The organism is Citrobacter sp. C348, assembly GCF_047467975.1.
GTDB lineage: Bacteria > Pseudomonadota > Gammaproteobacteria > Enterobacterales > Enterobacteriaceae > Citrobacter > Citrobacter gillenii.
Window position 1 is genome coordinate 307,027 of the sequence record NZ_JASJUJ010000001.1, and the last position, 20,021, is coordinate 327,047.

Genomic DNA, 20,021 nt, shown 5'->3' on the forward strand with positions numbered 1-20,021 from the left:
TTTCCTTCAAGTTATCAGGAGTATAGCGTCAAGCTGGCGTGCAGAACACCTGAGATCGCACAGACAGAAATCAGAACAATAAAAAATAAGAATATTCTTCTTTAAATTCACACCTGATATTATTACAGGGGACAACCATTTGCTTTTCGCTAATTGAACTATGCTGTATTCACCTCAACGCCAAAAAGGATTCACATCATATTGCCTTAAATCAAATTTTCTCATTAATTTAAGTAGCAAAGGGATGATTTTTTTTTCTAGAATACACGCTCTTTAATCATCGTCCCTTTTAGCGATGAAATACCGGGCCAGGAAAACGAACCCGGAACTTTTAATTGAGGTGGTTATGTTCAGGAAATTAGCAGCTGAATTCTTCGGTACGTTTTGGCTTGTGTTTGGTGGGTGCGGAAGTGCCGTGCTGGCCGCAGCATTCCCGGAGTTAGGAATTGGTTTTGCCGGTGTCGCACTGGCATTCGGTCTGACAGTATTAACCATGGCATATGCCGTGGGACATATTTCAGGCGGCCATTTTAACCCGGCCGTGACATTAGGCCTATGGGCGGGCGCTTCCCGGCAAAAGACGTGATTGGTTATGTTGTTGCGCAGGTTATCGGCGGGATTGTTGCGGCAGCGGTGCTGTATCTGATCGCCAGCGGTAAAGCAGGCTTTGACGCCACGGCCAGCGGTTTTGCATCAAACGGCTATGGCGAACATTCGCCAGGCGGTTATTCCATGCTTTCTGCCATTGTTATTGAAATTGTGCTGACCGCAGGTTTCTTATTAGTGATCCATGGCGCCACGGATAAACATGCTCCGGCAGGTTTTGCACCGATTGCTATTGGTCTGGCACTGACCCTGATTCACCTGATCAGTATTCCGGTAACTAACACCTCTGTAAACCCGGCGCGTAGCACCGCGGTAGCCCTCTTCCAGGGCGGTTGGGCGTTACAACAGCTGTGGTTGTTCTGGGTTATGCCGATTATCGGCGGGATCCTCGGTGGCCTTATTTATCGCACGCTGCTGGAAAAACGTGATTAATCGATAACGAAAAAGACCTGGCATTACGTCAGGTCTTTTCCTCCCCGCTTTATTTCCTTTTATTTGCAACTTTACTCCCCTCTTTGCTTTCAGTAGTGTGTGTGAGCGCATTTCGTCTTACTTCTCAGCAAGGACCGGGTTTTCATGTTTTCAGGGCTGTTAATTATTCTGATTCCACTTATTGTGGGCTATCTTATTCCGCTTAGGCACAGAGCGGCATTAAAACTCATCAATCGCCTGTTGAGCTGGATCGTTTACCTTATTCTCTTCTTTATGGGTATCAGTCTGGCGTTTCTGGATAATCTCGCCAGCAATCTGTTATCGATATTGCATTATTCTGCGGTCAGCGTGACGGTCATTCTGCTATGTAATATCGCCGCGCTGTTGTGGCTCGAGCGTTCACTTCCCTGGCGGCACAACCATCGGCAGGAAAAGCTGCCATCACGCATTGCCATGGCGCTGGAGTCGCTACAACTTTGTGGCGTTGTCGTGCTGGGGTTTTTGCTGGGACTCACCGGGTTCTCATTCTTACAGCACGCCACCGAAGCCAGCGAATATACGCTGATCTTTTTATTGTTCCTGGTCGGTATCCAACTGCGTAACAGCGGCATGACCTTAAAACAGATTGTGCTGAATCGTAGGGGGATGATTGTGGCCGTCGTCGTGGTGGCAAGTTCAATGCTGGCTGGCGTGATTAATGCGCTGATCCTCGGACTGCCGCTGAAAACCGCGCTGGCGATGGCCTCGGGTTTTGGCTGGTATTCCCTGTCCGGCATTCTGTTGACCGAGTCATTCGGTCCCGTCATTGGCAGCGCCGCCTTCTTCAACGATCTGGCTCGTGAGCTGATCGCCATTATGCTGATTCCGGGCTTAGTCGGCCGCAGTCGTTCCACCGCATTAGGACTGTGTGGCGCCACCTCAATGGATTTCACCCTACCCGTTTTACAACGCAGCGGCGGGCTGGAAATGGTACCTGCGGCCATCGTTCACGGCTTTATTCTTAGTCTGCTAGTGCCTTTATTGATGGCCTTTTTCTCCGCCTGATACAGCACAAATACCCCTCTGGCGGTAGTCACCTACCGCCAAAATTGCGCTAAATCAATCTCCCTGCAAGTTGTAGCAGAAATCCCTTTAATCCCTTCGCGCGCAGGCATAATCTTAAACATGTATATTAAATATAACTTTAAAAGGTGTGACCATGTTTTGTGTGCAATGTGAACAAACCATCCGTACTCCGGCAGGGAACGGCTGCTCTTACGCGCAAGGTATGTGCGGTAAAACAGCAGAAACCTCCGATCTGCAGGATCTGCTGATTGCTTCCCTACAAGGTCTGTCTGCATGGGCTGTTAAAGCGCGTGAATACGGTATCATCGATCATGAAGTGGATAACTTTGCCCCGCGCGCATTCTTCTCTACCCTGACCAACGTTAACTTCGACTCTCCACGTATCGTCGGCTATGCCCGTGAAGCCATCGCCATGCGCGACGCCCTGAAAGCGCAGTGTCTGAACATTGATGCCAACGCAACGGTTGAAAACCCAATGGCTGACCTGCAGCTGGTGAGCGACGATTTGGGCGACCTGCAGCGTCAGGCGGCTGAATTTACCCCGAACAAAGACAAAGCGACTATCGGCGAGAACATTCTCGGCCTGCGTCTGCTGTGCCTGTACGGCCTGAAAGGTGCGGCAGCTTACATGGAGCACGCGCACGTTCTGGGTCAGTACGACAACGATATCTACGCGCAGTACCACAAAATCATGGCGTGGCTGGGTACCTGGCCTTCTGATATGAACGCTCTGCTGGAGTGCTCTATGGAAATCGGCCAGATGAACTTCAAAGTGATGAGCATTCTGGATGCCGGTGAAACCACCAAATACGGTCACCCAACCCCAACTCAGGTCAACGTTAAAGCGACCGAAGGTAAATGCATCCTGATTTCAGGTCACGACCTGAAAGATTTATACAATCTGCTGGAGCAGACCGAAGGCACCGGCGTTAACGTCTACACCCACGGTGAAATGCTGCCAGCGCACGGCTATCCGGAACTGCGTAAATTCAAACACCTGATCGGTAACTACGGCAGCGGCTGGCAGAATCAGCAGGTTGAGTTCGCCCGCTTCCCTGGCCCAATCGTGATGACCTCTAACTGCATCATCGATCCAACCGTTGGTGCATACGACGACCGCATCTGGACCCGTAGCATCGTCGGATGGCCGGGTGTGAGCCACCTCGAAGGCGACAACTTTGGTCCGGTTATCGCTCAGGCACAACAAATGGCGGGCTTCCCGTACAGCGAAATCCCGCACTTGATCACCGTAGGTTTCGGTCGTCAGACGCTGCTGGGTGCTGCTGATACGCTGATCGACCTGGTGAGCCGCGAAAAACTGCGCCACATCTTCCTGGTCGGCGGTTGCGATGGCGCACGCGGCGAACGTAACTACTTCACCGATTTCGCCACCAGCGTACCGGACGACTGCCTGATCCTGACCCTGGCCTGTGGTAAATACCGTTTCAACAAACTGGATTTCGGTGATATCGAAGGTCTGCCGCGTCTGGTTGATGCCGGTCAGTGTAACGATGCATATTCTGCCATCATCCTGGCCGTGACCCTGGCTGAGAAACTGGGCTGTGGCGTGAACGACCTGCCGCTGTCTCTGGTGCTCTCCTGGTTCGAACAGAAAGCGATTGTTATTCTGCTGACCCTGCTGTCTCTGGGCGTGAAAAATATCGTTACTGGCCCGACTGCACCGGGCTTCTTCACGCCGGACCTGCTGGCTGTGCTCAACGAGAAATTCGGTCTGCGTTCCGTGACCACCGTTGAAGAAGACATGAAGCAGCTGCTGAGCGCGTAAGGAGTTAAGTCATGACAATGCCAACCCATCAGTGCCCGTGGCGGATGCAGGTTCATCACATCCATCAGGAAACGCCGGATGTATGGACGATTTCGTTGCTGTGCCACGATTATTATCCTTATCGTGCCGGGCAGTATGCACTGGTCAGCGTACGTAACTCAGCGGAGACGCTGCGTGCCTACACCATCTCTTCAACGCCAGGCGTTAGCGAGTACATCACGCTGACCGTCCGCCGCATTGACGACGGTGCGGGTTCACAGTGGCTAACCCGTGACGTGAAGCGCGGCGACTATATCTGGCTGTCTGATGCCATGGGTGAGTTTACCTGTGAAGATAAAGCAGAAGACAAGTTCCTGATGCTGGCGGCCGGCTGTGGCGTGACGCCTATCATGTCGATGCGTCGCTGGTTGGCGAAGTACCGTCCGCAGGCCGATGTGCAGGTGATCTTTAACGTTCGTTCGCCGGAAGATGTCATTTTTGCCGACGAATGGCGCGAGTATCCGGTGACGCTGGTCGCTGAAAACAATGCCACCCATGGCTTTGTTTCTGGCCGACTGACCACCGACCTGCTGAAAAGCGTACCGGACTTAACTTCACGTACCGTGATGACTTGCGGCCCTGCTCCGTACATGGATCTGGTCGAAAAAGAAGTGAAAGCGCTCGGCGTAACGCGCTTCTTTAAAGAACAGTTCTTCACGCCGGTAGCGGAAGCCGCCACCAGTGGTCTGAAGTTCACCAAGCTACAACCGGCAAAAGAATTTTATGCGCCGGTAGGCAGCACGCTACTGGAAGCACTGGAAAGCAATAAAGTGCCGGTTGTCGCCGCATGCCGTGCAGGCGTGTGCGGCTGCTGCAAAACCAAAGTGGTTGATGGTAACTACACGGTTTCCAGCACCATGACGCTAACCGATGCGGAAATCGCCGAAGGCTACGTACTGGCCTGCTCCTGCCACCCGCAGGGTGATTTAGTGCTGGCGTAGTTGCTGAGCATCTGAGATTAAAAGGCTGCCTGGTTATGCTGGGCGGCCTTTTTTTTGCTTGTGAGGCACGTATGGTGATTTGCAGGTTGTGTATGTTGAGGTGATTGTCTGCTATGTGCTGTGAGTTCAACGGGTCGATGCAACGCTATCCTTAATCGAGGGGGACGTTGCCATGAAACGAAGAACGCGTATTTACTACACGCCAGAGCAGAAAGCGAAATAGGTATGCCACTGCAAATATTATTTTACGGTAACGATAAGTGCTGACAGTAGATCACCAAAGGTTCCGTGCTCCTCAATAACGTAATCTGTTGAGGCTTTATCCCTAATTTGGAAATGGTCATCTTTGAGGGCGTACACGAATACGGACATGCCATCCTCACCTATCACCACTTTGTCAGCGAGGTTCGGATCAACATAGATTTCATTGTCGCGCACCTCAATGTTTTGGATGTAGATATTTGACCATACCGGCTCGCCATTCTCCGTCTGTGTCATGCTGTACAGAGTGAGCCCGTTGTACTCCAACCCATCCATGATGTTGAACATATCAGCGTAATCCGGGCGATTTATCACTAAGCGCTGAACATCTGCGTAAACACCGCGTTTCACTTCATCCCACTCCGCTGGCGCAGAATTGCGTATTAAGTCCGTCATGGTGTCAGGCGCGACGGGGCAGGATACCGGGTAGTTATTGGAAACCATCAACGTATTGAAGGTGCCAATCATCTTATTTGTATCGTTCATCGTGTTCTCACTTTCCTACCGGGTAAATTACGCCATTCGGCGAGGGCCATAAAACGTTAGTGCTAGCGTTGTATGGGAGGTCCTTGGTGATTATCGCCTGCGTCTTTGATAGCGCGGAGTGATATGGCGAGTTTTGGATCAGTATCAGATTATCCCAGGCATTTGTACCGCTGTCATCCAGGGGGATCTTGTGGTGAACTTGTCACCCGGACGGTACTTTACCATCAGCGAGACGCAGCAGATTGTTGGAATTAAACGTTGAGACTGCGTCTGGGTGATCGGAAAGCGATCTGAGGAAACTTGAACGTACGGAGCTGTTAAATTCACCACGGAGCACGGTATATTCAGCGCGGTCACGACGAACATAGTTCAGATCCGACACATTTATATCGTCAAGCAGAACGTGGGCCTTTTTGTATTTGCCCAGATAGCTTGTCAATTCCTTTGCCGCCATCGGATTACGAATAACCAGCAGTGACGCCGCAGCCATCATCATCCCAGATGTGGTTCCGTCAAGAACACCGTCGTACCCCTTCACAGCATCGCCACCCAACTGTTCGGCTGTCTGCCGGAATCCCTCAATGTTGCCATTATAGATACCGCCAGCCGCCAAAAGCCTCCCGACTGCTTTACTGTTAATAGTTTTACCCGCTGGGGCGTACTGTATTGGGGCATCGGAATAGTGATGTTTAATGGTTGGAAGTGGCTTTCTTCCCTGATGCTCGTTGAGGGTATATTCATAGAGCTGACGCACTGCCTGCTGAAAACACTCGCTGTAGGTATCCATGAAGCAGTCGTAAATCAGATTACTGTCATCATCGAAATAGAACGGATTGCGGAAGTGGTCCCATTTTTCTTTGGTGTTAACGCCAACCATCCAGCCGTGCTCCAGATCCCATTTCACCTCATCATAGAGTCCGTCGTATTCGCTAAGACGCTTGCGTTTGTAGGGTTGTGTCGCAAATCGGTGGTATACCCCTCTCAGCCGCTTCGGGACGCTGTGAGGCAGAATGCGGTTGCGCTGGTCGTATTTCAGGTAATCCAGTTCGTAAAAAATGCTCGCCATATTCAGCGCATCTCGTGGCGACAGAATGAACTGAATATCACTGGGAGCCAGCTCTCGCTCGGCATCCCACCTCTTGTAAAGCGTGAACATTCCGTTTCTTCCTTATCCCATGTATTTGATGAGGATTCTCTCGTTAAAGCGGCGAAAAATCAAACGGGTTGTTTTTTGTGGTTGAGCTATTTTGGGGTTGCTGGAAGGAACTGTCACCGCCTCTCGAGCGCACTATTGCTGCTCAAACCTCCACGATGTAAGTAAGACCTTGCCAACGTCCGCAGCTCAAAGCAGACCTCGCGGCAACGCAGGCGGTCTGCTCCGTGCCAGAAGCGGACGTTCAAGTGAAACTCGCTTTCACTCCGACACGAATTGGAAGTGGCAACAGTGTAAGCAGTAATTCCAAATGCTTGTGACCAAAAAAATATTCTTAGCTAAAGTATTCTATAGAGTCACAGGCGCTACACTATAAATCAACACTCGTTTTTTTTACTATGTTGTTCTATTATCGACTCAGCTTCCGCTTGATACCCATCAGCTAACTCTCGAAGAGTTCTACCAAATCGATGAAAGCCTAGCAGTTCTATTTCATCAGACTTAGTGCGATATTTTTGGGCTAATTCCAATTCCGGTTTGCCTTCTGGGTCAACGAAGTGGACACCACGCGAATTTCTTATCGCGATCTTATAACCAGTACGCACCTCTTCAAGTCCACGCCTATTCAAAAATTCAGCAAGTTCAGGAAGTATCCAATTTTCGTCATTTGCAGGACTAAAAATTAATACGCTTCCAATTATTTGATAAGCAATTTCTAAATGCCCTGACTCTTCGCATTCTGTTTGAACTAAATTAAACCAGTTATTAAACGCATTGACATCAAATTTACCATCTGCATCTATACCCGGAATTTTACTCCACTCATCAAGTAGATAGCGTGAGTTTTTGGCAATATTATTCTCGCTTTCAGATAGTTGGTTCTTTTCTTTTTGAAATTTTGACCGATACGCGTATCGAATGATCTCACAAAAAAAACCTGGATCATTTGCAAGTTTTTTTTCTAAAACTTGAGGCTGTAACGAATCATTAGCGCCCCTATTAATTATAGGTAGATATGCCCATTCAATTTTTACCAAGTCGTCATCTGAAACAGTATCATCATTTTGAAGATATTTAACAAGTTCGTTAAATGAGTGAATATCAAACCGCCTAACATCTTCTGTAGTTTTAAAAGATTGTAATAGAGCAACTGCAACTTTGCTGCTATCAACTACCTTATCGATATACAAAATTCGAGATAAACAATCAATTGCTGACACTGGGCGGTCTACTTTAATCAAGCAATCTACTGCAAAATAAATTTCTTCCGTTGAATCACAGTGATATGCGTTAGCAACGGTATTATTCCAATACTCATAAGGGAAATCATCAAATGATGTTTTCAACATATCCCATGTTTCTTTTTTGAACGGTAATAAAAGAAAAAAACCAACTTTCTCTGGAATATTCAAGTTATTAACAGCAGCCAATACCCATGAATTTCCTTCCTTGAAGTTCTTGGCCCGTACATAACCAGTAGCAAGAGAATGCTCCTCTTTAATATCGCTAAGAATAAGTTTTTTTAGTATATCCAAAGGGATTTCTAGATTTTCTGCAACAAGACTGTTGCCAACAACATCTGGCCTTTCAATACCTCGCGAAAACTCTAAGACTCCTTCAATACCATTAATGGCATATATTTCAGATATTGACTGACCTCGTTCTTTTGCCAATATTTCTTCTTGGACTCGCCAGTCCCCATTTTCATCAAATAAGTCATAACTTCTTTGACAAAAAAGTCGTTTGCTATAAAGCATAGGATCTTCTGGTTTTAAGGCTGTAGAAACATCTTTAATTTTTTTATTTTGCTCTGGTTGTATTGCCCAATGAGCATCTGAAAATCTTTTATGCTTGTTATAGACCTTTAAGCATTTTTCCCATAGTTCTAGTTTTAATTCGTCACTATCTGATTTTTTAGAAAAGTCATATAACAGTTTAATTGCAGTATCGAATTTTAATGGTGCTAAACTGTCAATATTTTCAACTAAATCAACAAGCCTTAATGAAGATTTACTTGCCAATTCGATTGTTAATTGGCTATATATTTCAATCTGAGCCCGGTACTCATCACCAGATGGATCTTTGTTAAAACCGTTAGGAATAAAATTCCTAAAAGTTGGTGTATGTGTACCAGAGGTTGTTCTCATATCATTGGGTAGCAACTGAACTAAAACACGCCATGCTGTATCGGGATACTCCCTTTCCAAGGCTTTAAAAGCAGCAATACGCCTATCTATATCGGCTGTAGTATGGGGGCTCCATGGTAACAATATGTCGATAATCGAATTAAGTGGCCTGTTAGCCCAGTTGCCACCAGGGTCATGACTATCCAGTTCCCCTAATATTACTAAAGAACGAGATAAATACTCAGGTGCCCAAGCTAATCCTTCAATAGCCCATAGCAGTCCTGTCATATAATTCCGACCTGAAATCCCACCGACACCTTCCTGTGCAAAGAGTGAATCGAACGGTTTGTCTTGATGAGATACAGCCCTTTCTACTTCGTCGATAAAAAAATCAGGAGCGCTTTCTGCAAGCATAATTTGAATATCTTGCGTACTAGCCCATAATTGCCAACTAGAAGCAGAAAACACCTCTTTAACAACACTTGAGGCACAGTATTGTCCTTTATACTTTGAGCAGTTGGTAAGTAACTCTTGCTTTGTTGCGACTAATGCCAGACCTTCGGATAACCCTCTCCTTATTAATCGACTGTGTGGCAAAATCTTCCCATAAATTGCTGCTGCATAACGCTCTTCAGGTGCCAGTTCAAACTGTGGGTCGATAGTTTTAAAAATGGATGCAGCAATTCCCTGAAATAATTCCAAATGATTATCAAATAATCTTGATGATACGGTTTGGAATGCTTGTATTCTATCTTTAAAACGCCAAGAACCTCGCTCGTGAATCAAGGGACTATCTTGCATCCCCTCCATTATTCTTAATTTTTTTATCCAACTTTCATACGATTCATCAATAAGGCTTTCAATTACCTTAATATCACCATCATTTTTTTCATCCCAGCAACCAACTAAAACAGCGACTGCTAACTCAGTCGCAAAATCAACATTGTCAACATTATATATAGTTAAGTCACCAGCAATATTATGGCCTGTCCCAGTATGATTTTGACTAACTAAACTGCCGCTATCAGAGCTATTCATAGACACTACCTCGTAATTTTATTTCCACCAACATTATCACCAGTACCACTATGATTTTGCATAATTACAGTAGTATTGTTAGGTTTTATAGACGAGAGTATTTGTTGAATTTCACCACTATCCAATAGTTTCCTTTCAATTGCTTTTTCGCTCATTTCATCATTTAAAGATAATTTTTCGATTTCTTCTGCTAAAGCGGGAGCCACGGCCTCATCAACAACCCAGTCTTTTAACTTTTCCTTTATTGAAGCGGCAGTAATCGAAACTTGATGTTTAAGCATGTCATAAATAAGTCCAGAAAGTATTACAGAAGATAAAAACTCCATGATAGTTTATCCTTAATGTTAAGAAATAATCAACTCAACAAGATACATTTTAAATCGAAGAAGGCTATTTTACCACGTATATTTATTGTCCAATAACGAGATAGTTCGACTGTCTGCTTTTCGCTCAACACCCTAGGCAAGTCTGCTTCATGCCGGGAGTAGACGTTGGTTCAGGCCCTATCCATCAAAGGGTTTCAGCGCTCAATCCCTTAACGTGCTTTGATAATTTCCAGTGACCTATATTCAACAGCGTACTGATAAATCTTTTTGGGGTGAAAAAAACCACGACCGCCTCACAGATTGCAGATATGACGATTTCGAATAACTACCTCTAGCCGTTTAAATTCAGTCTCGGGACAACCTTAACCGATGCAATTATATAGAACACTTCGAATCCCCTTAATTTTGTGTTAAATTCAAAAGATGCACACAGTTGGAGGTTTTATGAAAATTGATTATGATGTAAATCTGTACAGAGAAATCGCAAACTTTAGTGTAAATAAAGTAGTGCAAGTATCTAATAGAAAAGGTAGGAAAAGCACTATCCATATCACAAATATAACGCAACTTTCGTGGCAAAGTTTGCAGTTACTAGTATCCAATGGCTCAGATAGATTTAGTAAAATGGTATTTCTCTATCGAGAGTATTCCCAGCAGGGACAGATTTCTGAGTCAGTTATTAGAGGTAAACATCTTTCTTCGAAAGAAACTAAGGAAATCAACGAGTACATAAAAATTTATCGAGAGCATGGTTGCACAAAACACCACGAAGTTAACGACATCATAACCAAAAATAAATTGTGGGATAATTTTAAAAATATTCGTTCGTTAAACGACCATGGTAAATTTAAAGAAATTGAAGGCATACAGCCACAATATTTTGAAATTGTTTGCGATATTCTTAAAATCTCTGGAGATAATGGATTACCACTTGATGGCTATCAAAAGTATTAAAGAAAGTAATGCGTCTGATACAGGTTATATGAAAACTCTTGATTCTGCCAGAATTCCTATGCATGTAGATTAAATTACCCTTGAAGTGATCTTCCGCTCCTCGCTCAAAGCTACCGGTCGACTACAGTGATTTCTTGAAGGTGTATCGGTAGCCATTCTGCATACATGGAAAGGAACACCTGAATGTCTAGCTGCGAGGAGACTTAAACAAGGTGCATAAAAAAGGCCGCCGAAACGACCTGATCCTCATTTTTAAGGTGCTGGAGGTGTCCAGCCGGCATTCCTCGCAGCCACCATCCATTCGGGATCCCCGCTAGCGGAGTGCTTTTTGCAGTATGCTAATAGTTGCTGAAATATTTTAATCGATGAGTTATCCAGTCGAAGTTTTTGGCTGGATATTTTCCGTCTTGCAGCGTCGGCTTGCCCATGCATTAATTCTGTTATCACTTCTGTGATAGCAGCTCTCAGAGTCGGATCTACTGGGTTTCTATCTAGGATTTTCTGTAAAGCAGTAATATGCTCTTTAAATGTTCTGGCCCCAGAAAGTGCGCTTACAACCTCTCCATACATATCATCTTTCCTTGTCTTTTAGGTTTGAACGTCTCGCTTATAGTAGCGGTAATGATAAATGCTATACCTCATGTCGCTGCTCAGTTCTGATTTTACAGCTTCTACCTGCAGAACTGGAAAGAAAGATACTTCTCTCCATGTTCAGGGATTAATACGTAGCGAAAGGCATACCGTACTCTTCTATCTGCCACGAAGCCACGACAAGAACAGAGTGATCGTCATCGTTCAAAAAAATGAATCCATGATTTCCACCTGCATCATCCGTGAATACACGGGGATCATTTTTAAACGAGATCCCATAATGCCCATTATTCAAGAGTGCCGTTCTGGCGGCCTCCCACTGACTCATAATGTGCTTATTTGACTCAACCTCATGCAACAAATGGTGCTTCAAACGAGAAACAGAAAGGAGCTGATTTGGAGGTCTTCTGTAGACGTATATCATGTTCCCGTATCTCTTGGTTATCCGGCGAAAGTGCCAGTTTTGATATTGGGAAGGGGCGGGAGATTTTCAATATCCACTAGACAGAAAAACCGCTTCGTCCAGCTAAGGCTGTGAACAGTAAGAGTCATCAATTTCAGCTATGTGCCATGAGCGGACATGGACCTCCTCAGTAGTTCCGCAGACAGCTCTCGTGTAGTAAGAAACTGGAAAGCAGGGTTTGATATCTGGTCATGAGTCTAAGATAGTCAGGGCTGCGGCAGAATCGGACGTTACTAAGCTTGGATTAACAGTATCTTCGATGTAAGAATATTACCTTGATACTATTTGGACCCAAGGTTACGCTGATAAAAACTTGTCCAGTAAAACGCAATTATTATATTAACAGTTGCGTTTTAATATTATCTTGCAGATGCAATAATATTGGATGTTTATATCAACCCTGCTCTACGTCCTCTTGACATAATTTCCTTCTGATAAGAAATCGTTCCATCTTCAATAAGCCTTGAGAGTTCTTTTAATCCACCATTCATTCCCTGAGAAACGTTAAAGAAAATATGTCTATTTGCTAGCACAGGGATTAGGTATTCATACTGCTCAGAGTCATCACAAAAATCCATAGCACACATACCCCACTCAGAATTTATAAATGGATCTATAACCTCATAAATAAATTGAGATGTCAGCACTGAGACATCTTTATTAGGAGCGGCAAAATGTTGAATAGAGTTCCTCAATTTCCCAAAATCATTGTATAACTTAAGATTATTAATCTTCTTTCCAGTTGCAGCCCAAACCTTCTCAGGCAACTCTGAATAAGTAATTGTTTGCCCTTTTTCTAATAAGCTTTCAAAATCAAGAAGCCCTGTAGTTTTATTTACACAATCAGCTGTTGATTTTGGTAATGACTCAAAAATTAAAAGAGGGTGTTCCTGAGCAAGACGAGCTTTGAGAAAAATCTCACAAGCATGGGCTGCCTGTAAGACGCCCAATTGTGACCACTTAGAGTTACTCATATCATAAAAATGAGCAAGGTAGTTGGCATGAGCAAGCGAACCTGCTCCCAAAGCAATCATATGCTCATGGACTTTTTTTAAATTAACATCCATTTAATATTCCTCAAAAAATATTTGTTTACGTTATCAAAAAAAGATGGGTATTGCCCACATTTTAAGATGATTAGATTTAAATTTGTTATGTGGTGTCACTTAAGTTTGGGATGAATAATATGTCTGCTCTTCACTGTGAGTTCAACTGATGGATGGAACATGTCTGCTCTTCGCTCACAGCGGACCTTCAGCTCAGTCAGCAATGTCCGCTGCGTGCCAGGAGCGGATATTAAAGAAGAGGATCTTTACTTAAACGCAGCGGGGTTTCTCCAATCTAATATCAGATTCACTAATATTTTCTTTTTTAACCCAGCCCAGTCGCATGTAAAATTTTGCCGCACGACTGTTTTTGTCGGTTTCAAGCCAGACTGCCTTATGGTGTTTGAATAATTCCTGCTCCGCGAGGTCAACAAGGCTGCGACCTACACCTCTGCCTTCATATTCAGGGAGAACAAAGACCGCAAAAAGACATCCTTCATCTGGCAAAATCATCGAGAAACCAATCACTTTTCCGTCATCTACGGCAACCCATGCGCAATGACTTTTCTCAATCATATCGGTGACAACGCTCTCGGTAATTCCCATCTGCTCCATTTCTTCTCGACTGAGATGATTTTCTTTAACCGAAGTTCTGACTTCAAAAATACCCTCTATATCAGTGGATAGAGCTAATCTTGTCCTTATATTCATTTGTCTTATTCCATGCTTGAGACAGTTTAGTTTTGATGATCGGGCATCGATATTCTCTGAGGATATAGAATCCTGAGTAAAATTGCCGCTGATGTCCGCCTCTTGCTCAAAGCGGATCCAAAGTCAGCTTTTAACCACTCGATACTTGTTGCAAATCACCGAGTGATGAGTTCACCGAACATACCAGTGTGGCATGATCCCACCACGCATTGTTATTCACTCTTATTGCAAGCACGTTAAATTGTGCTTTCTGTATCTCATCAATTAAAGCCGGGAGTGGTTTCAGAGTACGCCAGGGTTGACCATCTTTCACTAAATGGTGCCTGACCGGATCATAAGAACTAATGTCGGCCGAATAACCGGGGGTTCCGCACATGGAACTGATCACAAAACGACCTCCGGGTTTGAGCAATCTCTTCACCTCTGCGAAAAAGAGAACCCGGTCATTATCTATCAGGCAATGCAAACAACTGCCGTCAATAATCAACTCAAACGTTGAGTCCTTACATTGATGTATACAGCAAACATTTCCGACAAAAAATTGTGCGGAGATACCAGCTTGCTGAAAACGCTTTTCTGCCCATCTGATAGCAGTCTCAGAAAAATCCACACCCCACACAGAATACCCTCGTTCAGCAAGGGACTGTGATGCCATAGCTCCGTTACCACACCCCATTTCAAGTACCGGCGCACCTGAGCGGGGTAAATAGTGATGTAAATTGAGCCAATGAAAGATTTTTTCCTGCTGTTTTTTTGCCCTAATATAACCTTCGCCAGCCCAAGCGACAGCTCCGTTTGCTATCAGTTGCCTGTATTGATTTTCATAGGGATTCATATTGAAGACGCCTTTTTTGCAACAATCCGCTTCACGTTTTACGCCATTTGTCGATGAAGTGAAGTTTATGGGCCTGGGTGCCAGTAATATCAGTAGACTTCACGACTCTTCAAGGACCGCTTCATTCCAGAAGCGAAATCCAAGCCGTTCAGAGGGTTAAGTGCTGGGAAAGCCTTCAAGTATGTTAATTATCAAATCGAGTGGGAAGATGATTTCATTGGTCTGTCTGAGCTCTTCTAAGTTCCACCAGTAGTGATCGCGAATGACTTCTTTTTCGTTGTTACTCCAACCTGATCGGTCAATATCTGATTTATCTGCACTAATAATAAAGAAACGTTCTTCAGCAAGAACGTTTTCACCACTTGGCAGCATCATAGGGAAGGTTCTGGAGGCTATTTGTGGTCCTGTAGTTCTTCTTGTCAGGCCCGTTTCTTCAAATAATTCACGTAACGCCGCCTGCTCAAAAGACTCGTTGTGCTCAAGTCCTCCCCCTGGCGTTGCCCAGTATGTTTTCCCTTCCAGAGCATCATCTTTATGGCAGAACCTGAAGAGCAGAACATGATTTTCAGGTGAAAGGACTATCAATCGAGAGGCCGGGCGAGTACGCATATCTTCCCTCTTAAATAAAATTTAAACTCTTATTTCGGATGTTCATCTAAATATAAATTGCAGTCTGCAAGTGCACATTGCGAATACATTTTCTTGCCACGTCAACTGCATTTATCGTCTTTCTCTTTGCTCAAAGCAGACTGCCACCAATAACTCAATTTTTGAAAAAATGGTACTCTTCGCAAAAGTAATTTTGAGTTCGACATTTTCCAACATCAACACCGCCGCCTAAAAAATCCAGCCAATCGCTGGGTTCAGATTGCTGACAAAGGTATCTTCGGGTAGCCCGGCCACCCCTTGCCGCTCAAATTAAGCGCAGGCGTGCTGGCACGCGGTTAAGTACATAACCTATGGCGTAAAGACTTTTATTTTTAACAGGTTACTGAGAAATTGGTGAATCTGTGTGGGGATCGTAGTCGCAAAAAAGGCGAGCATAAACATTTCACCCCTCAATTTTTCAACCACAATTAACATTCACAAACTAATCAATATCCCCGACCATCGTCGAGCTTTTCAAAAAAGGATCCCCATGAAAAAAGTGGCCATCGTCGGCGTCGGCCCCACTGGAATCTATACCTTCCATGCCCTGGTTGAATGCGGCGAACCGCTGACCGTGCAACTCTACGAGCAAGCGGAAGAAGCGGGTGTGGGCATGCCTTACAACAACGACAATAACGCGGACCATATGCTGGCGAATATTGCCAGTATTGAAATCCCGCCGATTTACATCACCTATCTGACGTGGCTACAAAACCAAAGCGATGACTACCTGACACAATTTGGTATTGAACGCACGTCGTTGCATGAACGGCAATTTTTACCCCGCGTGATCCTTGGCGACTATTTTCGCGATCGCTTTTTAGCCATTGTCGATAAAGCCCGTGAGTCCGGTTTTGAGGTTTGTGTTCATGAGTCCAGCGAAGTCACCGATCTGCGCGCAAACCCGCAGGGTGTTACATTGTGGGTAAACCACGCACCACAACCTGTCGAGGTGGATTTTGCGGTTATCGCCACCGGTCATCTGTGGCCTGAGGGAGACGACACACCACGTGAGTTTTTCCCCAGCCCGTGGACCGGCCTGATGGACGCACAAATTAACGCCTGCAGAGTGGGCATTCTGGGTACGTCGTTAAGCGCTATCGATGCGGCAGTAGCCGTGGTCAGTCAACATGGCGCCTTCACCACCGATGCTGATAACACCCTCCATTTTACGCGCAAACCCGGTAGCCAAAGCCTGAAGTTGACTCTGATGTCACGCAGCGGTGTGCTGCCGGAGGCCGATTTTTACTGCCCTCTCCCTTATGAACCGCTGAACATCGCCACCGGTCAGGCGATTGAACACGTCATTGAACAGGGCCAACGCGGATTACTGGATCGCCTCTTCTCGCTTATCGTCAAACAGCTGCAAGACGCGGCACCGCAGTGGAGCCAGCAGATAGCGCTTGAGACGCTGACGGCCGATACGTTTTCTGACATCTATTTTGCTGACCGAATTCAGCACAATCCTTTTGACTGGGCGAAACGCAACCTGCAAGAAGTCGAACGTAACAAGCGGGAGCAACGCACCGTCACGTGGCGCTATACCCTGCTGCGGCTGCATGAGGTCATCGAACAGGTCGTGCCTCATCTTGACGATGGCGACAGAGAACGCTTCAAGCACGGTCTGGCACGCGTGTTTATCGATAACTATGCGGCGATCCCTTCGGAATCCATTCGCCGCCTGCTGGCGCTGCATGACGCCGGGTTAATTGAGATCCTGGCGCTGGGCGCAGATTATCAACGCCAAAATGAGCAAGGTATGACGGTTATTTACCACAACAATCAGCGTAGCGAATTTGATGTGTTGATTGATGCCCGAGGGCAAAAAGCGTTGAAGAGCAAAGATATCCCGTTCCCCACGTTGCGCCATCAACTCCTCGCCTGTGGTGATGAGATCCCGGATATCAGCGAAAATTATACGCTACGTGCGCCAAAGGATGCCTGTGGTCGCATCGCCTTTGGCGGGCTGCCATGGCTAATGCACGACCGCCCTTTTATTCAGGGTCTGGTCGTCAGCGCTGAAATCGGCGCAGCGATGGCAAACGCTCTGATACAAGGCACGGTGGGACGTCGGCGAAAACGCTGGGACCGTAACGAGGAAGACTAACGACCTGATAGAATCAGGAGGCGAGCAGCAATGTAACCACGTTGTCGCCTCCGCATTTGTCGTCCGATGACAAACTAGCGCCAGGCCGACTGACCGCCCAACGCGTATTTTCCGGCACCTAAAAATGCCACCGCCAGTGCGCCAATAAAGAAATACACCAGGCTTTCAATAGCCCATGCGCCGGTTTTATCCAGCGACCAGGTTTCACCCATTCCAACCATCAGCCACGCGACAACCATAGTGAATGCCAACCCTAATGCAGCCGGACGCGTCAGAATGCCGAGAATAATCAGGCACGGTGCCAGCACCTCGCCGAGCAAAACGCCGTAGGCAATGAAACCCGGAAAACCTTTCGCTATTAGCATGCCGCTAATGCCATCAATTCCGGCAAACAGTTTATGCAGACCGTGGAACAGCATCAGCCCCCCCACCGCCAGGCGTAACAAAAACTTGCCAAAGTCCTCATGTGTCAGCATGCGGTTTATTGCATTTAATAAGTTTGTAACCATTTGAATTCATTCCTTGTTTACCATGTCCACAGTCAAGCTACGCGTTATCTTCGTCAAATGTAAGCTGCCGAAAATAAGGGGTAATGAGAAGCATAACTATTATCTTCATCTAAACTTGTAACCGGTATCACATTAAAGGAGATGGAAAACCATGAAACAAACGGTTGCCGCTTTTATTGCTAAAACGCTTGAACAGGCTGGTGTGAAACGTATTTGGGGCGTAACGGGTGATTCACTGAATGGTCTTAGTGACAGTCTCAATCGCATGGGAACGATCGACTGGATGCCAACCCGGCATGAAGAAGTTGCCGCCTTCGCCGCAGGCGCGGAAGCGCAACTGACCGGTGAACTGGCGGTGTGTGCCGGTTCATGTGGACCGGGAAACTTGCACCTGATTAACGGCCTGTTTGATTGCCACCGCAACCATGTCCCAGTGCTGGCGATTGCCGCACATATCCCCTCCAGTGAAATTGGCAGCGGCTATTTTCAGGAGACCCACCCGCAAGAGTTGTTCCGCGAATGTAGCCACTATTGCGAGCTGGTTTCCAGCCCTGAGCAGATCCCACAGGTGCTGGCGATTGCCATGCGCAAAGCAGTGTTAAACCGCGGTGTGTCAGTCGTCGTGCTCCCGGGCGATGTTGCACTGAAAGCCGCGCCGGAAAGTGCCAGCACGCACTGGTATCATGCGCCGTTACCGGTGGTCACCCCGGCGGAAGAAGAGATGAGAAAACTGGCGCAGCTGCTGCGCTATTCCAGCAACATTGCGCTGATGTGCGGCAGTGGTTGCGCGGGTGCGCACAAAGAGCTGGTGGAGTTTGCCGCAAAAATCAAAGCGCCGATTGTCCACGCCCTGCGCGGCAAAGAGCACGTCGAATATGACAACCCCTACGATGTGGGTATGACCGGACTGATCGGTTTTTCATCCGGTTTTCATACCATGATGAATGCCGACACGCTGCTTTTACTGGGCACCCAGTTCCCCTACCGTCCCTTCTACCCCACCGACGCCAAAATTATTCAGATTGATATCAATCCGGCGAGCATTGGTGCGCACAGTAAGGTGGATATGGCGTTGGTGGGGGATATCAAAGCCACGCTGCGCGCCCTGCTGCCGCTCGTAGAAGAAAAAACCGACCGCAAATTCCTCGATAAAGCCCTGAGTGATTATCGCGATGCGCGCAAAGGACTGGATGATTTAGCCAAACCCAGCGAAAAAGCCATTCACCCGCAGTATCTGGCGCAGCAAATCAGCCACTTCGCCGCTGATGACGCCATCTTTACCTGCGATGTCGGCACCCCCACGGTGTGGGCCGCGCGCTATCTGAAAATGAACGGCAAGCGCCGCCTGCTCGGGTCGTTTAATCACGGGTCGATGGCGAACGCCATGCCGCAGGCGCTGGGTGCACAGGCAACGGAACCCGGACGCCAGGTGGTCGCCATGTGCGGCGACGGCGGCTTCAGCATGCTGATGGGCGATTTTCTTTCGGTGGTGCAGATGAAGCTGCCGGTGAAAATCATCGTGTTCAATAACAGCGTGCTGGGCTTTGTCGCAATGGAGATGAAGGCCGGTGGGTATCTGACCGACGGAACGGAACTGCACGACACCAACTTTGCCCGCATTGCCGAAGCCTGCGGGATCACCGGTATCCGCGTGGAAAAATCGTCGGACGTCGATGAGGCGCTGCAAAGAGCGCTGTCGATTGATGGCCCGGTGCTGGTCGACGTGGTGGTCGCGAAAGAAGAGCTCGCCATACCGCCGCAAATCAAACTCGAACAAGCGAAGGGTTTCAGCCTATATATGCTGCGCGCTATCATCAGCGGACGCGGTGATGAAGTGATCGAACTGGCGAAAACCAACTGGCTAAGGTAAAACAGTGGGCATTACCTCACTTAAAAAG

At 46.7% G+C, this 20,021-nt stretch carries 14 protein-coding genes and 2 pseudogenes; 7 read left to right on the plus strand and 9 right to left on the minus strand.

Annotated features, from left to right (window positions below):
- Positions 1 to 346 precede the first annotated feature (346 nt).
- The 4 genes and pseudogenes from aqpZ (at position 347) to hcr (ending at position 4,869) form a co-directional block, all read left to right on the plus strand.
- Positions 347 to 1,038, plus strand: a pseudogene (gene aqpZ, locus QNN86_RS01495) (aquaporin Z).
- A gap of 144 nt (positions 1,039 to 1,182) precedes the next feature.
- A complete protein-coding gene (locus tag QNN86_RS01500; RefSeq protein ID WP_096756557.1) occupies positions 1,183 to 2,082 on the plus strand; it encodes a lysine exporter LysO family protein in 900 nt (299 codons plus the stop codon).
- A gap of 154 nt (positions 2,083 to 2,236) precedes the next feature.
- Positions 2,237 to 3,889 carry a hydroxylamine reductase gene (gene hcp / locus QNN86_RS01505; RefSeq protein WP_096756556.1) on the plus strand — a complete coding sequence of 551 codons (1,653 nt, stop codon included), beginning with the start codon at positions 2,237 to 2,239 and terminating at the stop codon, positions 3,887 to 3,889.
- A gap of 11 nt (positions 3,890 to 3,900) precedes the next feature.
- On the plus strand, positions 3,901 to 4,869 hold the full coding sequence (gene hcr / locus QNN86_RS01510) for an NADH oxidoreductase (protein ID WP_096756555.1): 969 nt from the start codon (positions 3,901 to 3,903) through the stop codon (positions 4,867 to 4,869).
- Positions 4,870 to 5,109: 240 nt separating this feature from the next.
- Here the strand turns inward: hcr and QNN86_RS01515 are convergent, their stop codons facing one another.
- The 4 genes and pseudogenes from QNN86_RS01515 to QNN86_RS01530 all read right to left on the minus strand — a co-directional run bounded on the left by QNN86_RS01515 (position 5,110) and on the right by QNN86_RS01530 (position 10,259).
- Complete coding sequence (locus QNN86_RS01515; protein ID WP_181596523.1) at positions 5,110 to 5,616, minus strand: YrhA family protein; 507 nt, start codon at positions 5,614 to 5,616, stop codon at positions 5,110 to 5,112.
- A 7-nt stretch (positions 5,617 to 5,623) separates the two neighbouring features.
- Positions 5,624 to 6,772, minus strand: a pseudogene (locus tag QNN86_RS01520) (HNH endonuclease).
- Between the two features lie 374 nt (positions 6,773 to 7,146).
- Positions 7,147 to 9,933: a hypothetical protein gene (locus QNN86_RS01525; RefSeq protein WP_182269417.1), complete on the minus strand. Its 2,787-nt coding sequence runs from the start codon at positions 9,931 to 9,933 to the stop codon at positions 7,147 to 7,149.
- A gap of 5 nt (positions 9,934 to 9,938) precedes the next feature.
- The gene (locus QNN86_RS01530) at positions 9,939 to 10,259 is read right to left on the minus strand and encodes a hypothetical protein (protein WP_182269416.1); all 321 of its coding nucleotides are present in this window, start codon (positions 10,257 to 10,259) and stop codon (positions 9,939 to 9,941) included.
- 444 nt (positions 10,260 to 10,703) lie between these two features.
- Between QNN86_RS01530 and QNN86_RS01535 the strand changes: the two genes are divergently transcribed.
- Positions 10,704 to 11,213 carry a hypothetical protein gene (locus QNN86_RS01535; protein WP_182269415.1) on the plus strand — a complete coding sequence of 170 codons (510 nt, stop codon included), beginning with the start codon at positions 10,704 to 10,706 and terminating at the stop codon, positions 11,211 to 11,213.
- 1,443 nt (positions 11,214 to 12,656) lie between these two features.
- On the opposite strand, the gene QNN86_RS01540 is transcribed toward QNN86_RS01535, so the two are convergent.
- The 4 genes from QNN86_RS01540 to QNN86_RS01555 all read right to left on the minus strand — a co-directional run bounded on the left by QNN86_RS01540 (position 12,657) and on the right by QNN86_RS01555 (position 15,468).
- Complete coding sequence (locus tag QNN86_RS01540) at positions 12,657 to 13,334, minus strand: hypothetical protein (protein WP_182269414.1); 678 nt, start codon at positions 13,332 to 13,334, stop codon at positions 12,657 to 12,659.
- Between the two features lie 249 nt (positions 13,335 to 13,583).
- The gene (locus tag QNN86_RS01545; RefSeq protein ID WP_115258074.1) at positions 13,584 to 14,024 is read right to left on the minus strand and encodes a GNAT family N-acetyltransferase; all 441 of its coding nucleotides are present in this window, start codon (positions 14,022 to 14,024) and stop codon (positions 13,584 to 13,586) included.
- 130 nt (positions 14,025 to 14,154) lie between these two features.
- A complete protein-coding gene (locus QNN86_RS01550; protein WP_135911763.1) occupies positions 14,155 to 14,859 on the minus strand; it encodes a class I SAM-dependent methyltransferase in 705 nt (234 codons plus the stop codon).
- 156 nt (positions 14,860 to 15,015) lie between these two features.
- A complete protein-coding gene (locus QNN86_RS01555) occupies positions 15,016 to 15,468 on the minus strand; it encodes an NUDIX hydrolase (protein WP_181506799.1) in 453 nt (150 codons plus the stop codon).
- Between the two features lie 529 nt (positions 15,469 to 15,997).
- On the opposite strand from QNN86_RS01555, the gene QNN86_RS01560 reads away from it, so the two are divergent.
- Positions 15,998 to 17,614, plus strand: a complete 1,617-nt coding sequence (locus tag QNN86_RS01560; RefSeq protein WP_182269605.1) for an FAD-NAD(P)-binding protein — start codon at positions 15,998 to 16,000, stop codon at positions 17,612 to 17,614.
- A gap of 74 nt (positions 17,615 to 17,688) precedes the next feature.
- On the opposite strand, the gene QNN86_RS01565 is transcribed toward QNN86_RS01560, so the two are convergent.
- The gene (locus QNN86_RS01565) at positions 17,689 to 18,123 is read right to left on the minus strand and encodes a DoxX family protein (protein WP_181617301.1); all 435 of its coding nucleotides are present in this window, start codon (positions 18,121 to 18,123) and stop codon (positions 17,689 to 17,691) included.
- Positions 18,124 to 18,274: 151 nt separating this feature from the next.
- Between QNN86_RS01565 and poxB the strand changes: the two genes are divergently transcribed.
- Positions 18,275 to 19,993: a ubiquinone-dependent pyruvate dehydrogenase gene (poxB, locus tag QNN86_RS01570; RefSeq protein ID WP_117343253.1), complete on the plus strand. Its 1,719-nt coding sequence runs from the start codon at positions 18,275 to 18,277 to the stop codon at positions 19,991 to 19,993.
- Positions 19,994 to 20,021: the final 28 nt, after the last annotated feature.